Origin of the sequence: Sphingopyxis sp. Geo25, from assembly GCF_949769135.1 — a bacterium.
In the GTDB taxonomy this organism is placed as follows: domain Bacteria; phylum Pseudomonadota; class Alphaproteobacteria; order Sphingomonadales; family Sphingomonadaceae; genus Sphingopyxis.
Window position 1 is genome coordinate 1 of sequence record NZ_CATKOZ010000017.1, and the last position, 4,038, is coordinate 4,038.

The following is a 4,038-nucleotide window of genomic DNA, read 5'->3' on the forward strand; positions in this document are numbered from 1 at the left end:
TTAGGGACAACCTGCGAGGCGCATCACTTCGTGGACGCATGCGGACAACTCTCCGATGGCTGTTGCGGCCACTATGGGGTGGTAAGCGGTCAGATCGACCAAGATTCTCAAAGGCCGGAAGTTATAACTTACAAGGGCTATGACTTCTTGGGCGAATAGAGGCTAGCAAACGGGGCTTCGTCCCCGTCGAGTGCACTCGGCGGCCAGCCGTCTTTCCCGATCGGAGCGATCGCTGCTGAGAACGAAAATCCCACTCCTTGCTGGACGCAACGGACCACTTCCAAGCTCGACGGAGCCTCTGACCGAGCATAGATCGGGAAATACACATAATCTACGTGCGTCCAAGAGCGGTCAATCGTCACTATATCTGCGCCGCAATGCCAAACCGCATCCGCCAAAATAGGTGCTGAAGGGAGACATAGACCAGCAGGATCAGGAAGGTACTTTCCTTTGCTATCTTTGCAACGCACCGCGCCTGGGATCTTCCCTCCCGTAAACTCCGTGATGCTGAGAACAACATAACGTGGTGTCGATGGCGCGGCATGAGGCTCCCTGTTGCACCCCGCCAACGACACAATGATACCGCACATTATCAAGATGCGTTTCATGTCAGCGGCGCCTTTCCCATGTTTCATGGAGCATTCTCAATGAAAGAGCGAGCGGCTGCAACCGGTCGGTTTCGGCCATCGGAGAGCGTTTTACTGCAAATGTCCGCTTTTTGAGATCTGCGCCTTGAAGCTGCCTGACCGAAAACGGCCAGAAGCTGTCGTGGTTCAAACCCACGCAAGACAGGCGTGGAGCAATATTTCGACCGATGCGACAGCGAGGCGAAATGCAGTCTATCAACTCTGTGGTGTTTAAAGCTTCTGCTCTTCTTCTCGCCGCCGCAGCTCCCGCTCGACCGCCTCGCGAATAAACTTCGCAAGTTGACGGTTTCCGACCTGCGCTTCGATCCGGCGGATCGTGTCCACGGATAGCCGTATGGTCGTGGCTTTCATTCCGAGCGGCGGGCGTCCCATGCCGTCGTCGCTATCGGCGTCGTGCTCAATCTCAAAGAGAATCGCGTTAATGACATCGTTTATTTGCATATACGCTACCGTTTATGCTATAAACGATAGCGTAAACAAGCTTAGGCTTTCGGCGGAAGAATGAGTTGAGGCCGAATCACGCCAGCGACGGAGGCGACATGACCCACAAAGCCCCTAGCGCCCGATCGAAGTCGATCAGGATAGTCAAACCATCGCCCGTGTTGGCTTCGCCTGCATTGGAGGAGCGGCTCTCCGCATTCCCCGTCCTAGTGAGATCACGCGAGGGCCGGGTATTAAGCGAAGCTCGCTATCGGAACGGCGAGAGTTTCGCCTTCGCGATTGAGGAACTGCGTTTCCCCGATACGGGCGACCTTCTCTACCAGACCGGCATCGTGGCCCAGATGGCGTTAAGCTCGCATCTGCTGGATGTTGGCTTTGATGATCGATGGTGCGCCCGGAACATCGGCCTGCACATCAGCACGGCACTAGCATATGCCAATGCGACCGGCCTCAATTATCAATCCCCGGAACTAGAGCGGCTGGCCAAGGTGCTGTCACCCTATAACGTCTGGCGAAATCCGGACATCCACGGTTCGCGGCCCCCGGTCCCCGCATCGCTGCCGGACATTCCACTCTTACTCAGAGAACTGCTGGACCATGTGCGTGGCATAACCGGACACTCTCGCCCTAGGCGGAGGAAGGCTCTTGGCTGAGAACAACATGGCCGCCCGCTTCGCGCGCACGATCCGAGACCTGTTGGTCCCGCCCCCGGTGTTTCCAAGACTTGACGAACATGTCGATCCGGAGATTGCGCGGGTCGAGTGGGCGATAGCCCGCTTGCCGAAGCGCACTCGCGAAGTGTTCCTGATGCACCGCTTTGAAAATCTTGGATACGACCGTATCGCGCATCGGCTCGGCATCAGCGAAAAGGCTGTTGAGCGGGAGATCGTCAGGGTGTTGCGCGCCGTTCGCAAGGCAAGGGAAGATCATGCCCGCGAGCTTTACAAATAGCTGTTTGGCATCGTCGCCTATGGCTGTGATTTGCGGCGCGAGGCTAAGCCAATGCAGATAGCCGGGACGGCGCCAGCATACGGTTTCGCCCTGCTTTGCGGGTAGCGCGAACTGCACACGCAATCGCTTAGGCGTCGAACCTGCCCGCATTCCCGGTCTGGTCGAATGTTGTTGAATGCGAACGCCAGCGCATGAACGGGGTCAATCCCGCTTTCCCGGTATGTCCAAAAATAGGCGCACGGAGCATGCCTTTCATCATGAACCGAAGCCGGTACATCGCGCGCGCCCTTGATCCTGCTGATCGAGCTATTTGCCTTGCTCTAAGCCAAAATGCGCGTCTCACGATACGCGAGATTGCTCGAATAATCGGATTATCCTCGCCAAGCGCAACGGAACGAATGCGTCGATTGGAAGATTCAGGTGTAATTGCCGGTTACACGATCACAGTCGATAACCAGGTGGTTGGACAGCCTATCGGTGCCCATTTTCGTCTGCGTCCCATTGCTGGTGAGATACCACGCATCGTCGCGATGCTCGCTGAAACACCTGAAATGGTGGAAGCTGACCGCGTGACAGGCGATAATTGCTTAGTCGCCAAGGCTTATGTTACAGATTTGAGAGAGCTTGAACGGTTGATTGATCGATTTCTTCCCTATGCGGCGACGACAGCAGACGTGATTCAATCCACTCCAATCAAACGCCGTTTACTGAGGTTTTAACCTCACCGGCAGCATCAATGTTCTACCAATGGGGCACTTACTGCAAATGAAGTGCGCTTGAACGATGGCGCGCCGATGGCCGGGTAGCCGATGCAATGTCCAGGTCGCTTCGCGACTAAAGGCACCGGCGCATGTTCTCGCACATGTTCTCTTTGCCCGGCTTCGCCCGTCGTGTCGGAGAAGATCAAGGAAGCATCTTTATGCAGACGCTGGTCCTTCACAGTCATGAGAATAAAGGTCCCGCTAGGGCAGGATATCTGAGAAACTAAGCGTGCCGTCGAACAGGGCACGAACGAGCAGCATTGTGCGTTTCGGCACCTCGTATCGCTCTCGCGCATTTGTGAGATGACGATCGACGGTATCCTCCGTAATCCCCAGTATTCGACCGGTCTCCCAGTCGCTCTTGCCGCGACCGACCCAAAGCAAGCAATCTCGTTGGCGGTCAGTTAGTCGTGACGGGCTTTTCTCAAACGCCCGGATTCCCGAGCAACTACGCGCGCGCTCAAACGCGAAGATGCCGACGAGTTGCGCCAACGGCAGCGTCGCCTCATCGACGGGGATGTCCGCGACGCTTGCGAAGGAACATGATCCGCTTGGCTCTCCAGGAACATTTGCCGGCACGGTAAAGCCATCGCCGACCCCGTATTCACGGCTAAGTGCGAGGACCCGCCGATCCTCTGAATTTAGTGGGATCATCGTCTCCATTTCAGACCACAAAAACCCAGCGCATGACATATGGCTTGCCCGGTGAACGGGGTCGGATGTGCCGAGAGCGTTGCGGTCATGGTAGGCGACCCATTGTGACGGATAGTTGTGGATCCGGACGACGTTGGCGGCGCCTCGTGTCACCTCCACATGGTGTGTGAGAGCGAAGTATTTGAATCCCATCTGCGTGCAGATATTTCCAAGTGCTGCTGCCAACTGCCCGGCCTCAGGCGCAGACTTGATCTCGCGCAGCATCTCTTGGGTCGTCATCTTGATCGTCATCAGCTAGCCTTCGGATCGCTGACGGACCTCTCTCGCGGTCCCGTTGCCGTTGATCGTCCTTCACTGATTTAATGCTTTGCGATGCTTCTCATGGCGTCGGTCGGCAATAATTGCGGGGGAAAACTGAATAACTTTATGAATCTCCTACATTCAACTAACTGATTATAGCTCAGATTCTGCGTCAAATCTACCGTTGTTGAAAAGCCCCTGCTCCGTAGAAAGCTGAAAGGTACATACCCCTTTTCCGGGATTTTCACTGAGTGCGCATTTCCAGATCAATGCGCATATGCCTT

At 55.7% G+C, this 4,038-nt stretch carries 6 protein-coding genes; 3 read left to right on the forward strand and 3 right to left on the reverse strand.

The genetic code is table 11. The features are described 5' to 3' along the window. Positions 1-857: 857 nt before the first annotated feature. Positions 858-1,088 (reverse strand): hypothetical protein, encoded by a 231-nt coding sequence (locus QOL68_RS18845; RefSeq protein WP_282950482.1) that lies wholly within the window; start codon positions 1,086-1,088, stop codon positions 858-860. A gap of 98 nt (positions 1,089-1,186) precedes the next feature. Between QOL68_RS18845 and QOL68_RS18850 the strand changes: the two genes are divergently transcribed. From QOL68_RS18850 to QOL68_RS18860, 3 genes are all read left to right on the forward strand, one after another. Further along, positions 1,187-1,741 (forward strand): hypothetical protein, encoded by a 555-nt coding sequence (locus QOL68_RS18850; protein ID WP_282950483.1) that lies wholly within the window; start codon positions 1,187-1,189, stop codon positions 1,739-1,741. Beyond that, positions 1,734-2,039 carry a sigma factor-like helix-turn-helix DNA-binding protein gene (locus QOL68_RS18855; protein ID WP_282950484.1) on the forward strand — a complete coding sequence of 102 codons (306 nt, stop codon included), beginning with the start codon at positions 1,734-1,736 and terminating at the stop codon, positions 2,037-2,039. Before QOL68_RS18850 ends, QOL68_RS18855 begins: the two co-directional genes overlap by 8 nt. Positions 2,040-2,230: 191 nt before the next feature. Further along, complete coding sequence (locus QOL68_RS18860; RefSeq protein ID WP_282950485.1) at positions 2,231-2,758, forward strand: Lrp/AsnC family transcriptional regulator; 528 nt, start codon at positions 2,231-2,233, stop codon at positions 2,756-2,758. 14 nt (positions 2,759-2,772) lie between these two features. On the opposite strand, the gene QOL68_RS18865 is transcribed toward QOL68_RS18860, so the two are convergent. After that, positions 2,773-2,985 carry a hypothetical protein gene (locus tag QOL68_RS18865; protein WP_282950486.1) on the reverse strand — a complete coding sequence of 71 codons (213 nt, stop codon included), beginning with the start codon at positions 2,983-2,985 and terminating at the stop codon, positions 2,773-2,775. A gap of 16 nt (positions 2,986-3,001) precedes the next feature. Beyond that, complete coding sequence (locus tag QOL68_RS18870; protein ID WP_282950487.1) at positions 3,002-3,745, reverse strand: LuxR family transcriptional regulator; 744 nt, start codon at positions 3,743-3,745, stop codon at positions 3,002-3,004. Between the last annotated feature and the right edge of the window lie 293 nt (positions 3,746-4,038).